This window comes from Niveispirillum sp. SYP-B3756, assembly GCF_009495745.1.
Taxonomy (GTDB): domain Bacteria; phylum Pseudomonadota; class Alphaproteobacteria; order Azospirillales; family Azospirillaceae; genus Niveispirillum.
In genome coordinates, this window is record NZ_WIDQ01000042.1 from 1277 (window position 1) to 3981 (window position 2705).

The window sequence follows — 2705 nt, forward strand, 5'->3', positions numbered from 1 at the left end:
CTGTAGACGCTGCCATCATTGCCGGCGAGGTCGGTGACCTTGACCTGCAAGGTGTTAGAACCGGTCAAGGTCTGGTCCGCCAATGACCAGCTGTTCTGGCCGGTGGTCGCGGCCTTCCAGGTCGTGCCGCCATCCAGCGACACTTGGACCGTCTCGCCTGCGGCCAGACTGGCCGACAGCGTGCCGCTGATCGTCTGATTGGCCGTGCTGGTGATGAAGTCGCCGATTGTACCGCTATCGGCGGAGAAGGCGGCCGTGGCGATGGAGGTGGTCGGTGCCGTGGTGTCCAACACATAGGCCTGGCTGTAGACGCTGCCATCATTGCCGGCGGCGTCGGTGACCTTGACCTGCAAGGTGTTGGAACCGGTCAGGGCCTGGTCCGACAATGACCAGCTGTTCTGGCCAGCAGTCACGGTCGCGGCCTTCCAGGTCGTGCCGCCATCCAGCGACACATAGACCGTCTCGCCCGCGGCCAGACTGGCCGACAGCGTGCCGCTGACGGTCTGGCTGGCCGTCTTGGTGATCCAATCTGTGTCGGTACCCCCATTGGCCGCCGTATCCGCCGAGAAGGCGGCCGTGGCGATACTGGTGGTCGGCGCCGTGGTGTCCAGCACATAGGCCTGGCTGTAGACGCTGCCATCATTGCCGGCGGCGTCGGTGACCTTGACCTGCAAGGTGCTGGAACCAGTCAGGGTCTGGTCCGACAATGACCAGCTGTTCTGGCCGGCGGTCGCGGTCGCAGCCTTCCAGGTCGTGCCACCATCCAGCGAGACATAGACCGTCTCGCCCGCGGCCAGATTGGCCGACAGCGTGCCGCTGACGGTCTGGCTGGCGTTCTTGGTGGTCCAATCTGTGTCGGTACCCCCATTGGCCGCCGTATCCGCCGAGAAGGTGGCCGTGGCGATGGTCGTCGTCGGTGCCGCCGTGGCCAGCACATAGGCCTGGCTGTAGACGCTGCCATCATTGCCGGCGGTATCGGTGACCTTGACCTGCAAGGTGTTGGAACCGGTCAGGGTCTGGTCCGACAATGACCAGCTGTTCTGGCCGGTGGTCGCGGCCTTCCAGGTCGTGCCGCCATCCAGCGAAACATAGACCGTCTCGCCCGACGCCAGATTGGCCGACAGCGTGCCGCTGATCGTCTGATTGGCCGTGCTGGTGATGAAGTCGCCGATTGTGCCGCTATCGGCGGAGAAGGCGGCCGTGGCGATACTGGTGGTCGGCGCCGTGGTGTCCAGCACATAGGCCTGGCTGTAGGCGGTGCCGTCATTGCCGACATTGTCGGTGACCTTGACCTGCAAGGTGCTGGAACCGGTCAGGGTCTGACCCGACAATGACCAGCTGTTCTGGCCGGCGGTCGCGGTCGCGGCCGTCCAGGTGGAACCGCCATCCAGCGAGACATAGACCGTCTCGCCTACGGCCAGATTGGCCGACAGCGTGCCACTGACGGTCTGGCTGGCCGTCTTGGTGGTCCAATCTGTGTTGGTGCCGCCATTGGCCGCCGTATCCGCGGAGAAGACGGCCGTGGCGATACTGGTGGTCGGCGCCGTGGTGTCCAGCACATAGGCCTGGCTGTAGACGGTGCCGTCATTGCCGGCGGTGTCGGTGACCTTGATCTGCAAGGTGCTGGAACCGGTCAGGGTCTGACCCGCCAATGACCAGTTGTTCTGGCCGGTGGTCGCGGTCGCGGCCTTCCAGGTGGAACCACCATCCAGCGAGACATAGACCGTTTCACCGGCGGCCAGATTAGCCGACAGCGTGCCGCTGATCGTCTGGCTGGCGGTCTTGGTGATGAAGTCGTCGCTTATACCGCTATCGGCGGAGAAGGCGGCTGTGGCGATGGTGGTGGTCGGCGCCAACGTGTCCAGCACATAGGCCTGGCTGTAGACGGTGCCATCATTGCCGGCCGTGTCGGTGACCTTGACCTGCAAGGTGTTGGAACCGGTCAGGGTCTGGCCCAACAATGACCAGCTGTTCTGACCAGCAGTCGCGGTCGCCGCCGTCCAGGTCGTGCCGCCATCCAGCGAGACATAGACCGTTTCACCCGCGGCCAGATTGGCCGACAGCGTGCCGCTGATGGCCTGGCTGGCGGTCTTGGTGATCCAGTCGCCGCTTATGCCGCTATCGGCCGAGAAGGCGGCCGTGGCGATACTGGTGGTCGGCGCCGTGGTGTCCAGCACATAGGCCTGGCTGTAGACGGTGCCGTCATTACCGGCCGTGTCGGTAACCTTCACCTTCAAGGTATTGCTGCCGGTCAACGTCTGACCGGTCAGCGACCAGCTGTTCTGACCAACCGTGGTCGTCGCCGCCGTCCAGGTGGTGCCATTATCCAGCGACACATAGACCGCCTCACCCGCAGACACGTTGGCCGACAGCGTGCCGCTGACGGTCTGGCTGGTGGTCTTGGTGATGAAGTCGCTGTTGGTGCTGCCATTGGCCGCCGTATCGGCCGAGAAAGCCGCCGTGGCAATGGTCGTCGTCGGTGCCGTGGTGTCCAGCACATAGGCCTGGCTGTAAACCGTGCCGTCATTGCCAGCGATGTCTGAGACCTTGACCTTCAAGGTATTGCTGCCGGTCAACGTCTGACCGGTCAACGACCAGCTGTTCTGACCCACGGTGGTGGTGGCCGCCGTCCAGGTGGTGCCATCATCCAGCGACACATAAACCGTCTCGCCCGACGCGACGTTGGCCGACAGCGTGCCGCTGAC

General features: G+C 64.3%; 1 protein-coding gene. It reads right to left on the bottom strand.

The annotated features are described in order from the left end of the window. Positions 1–2705, bottom strand: a 2705-nt coding sequence (locus tag GE253_RS25565) for an Ig-like domain-containing protein (protein WP_173012842.1), incomplete at both ends; no start/stop codon positions are given.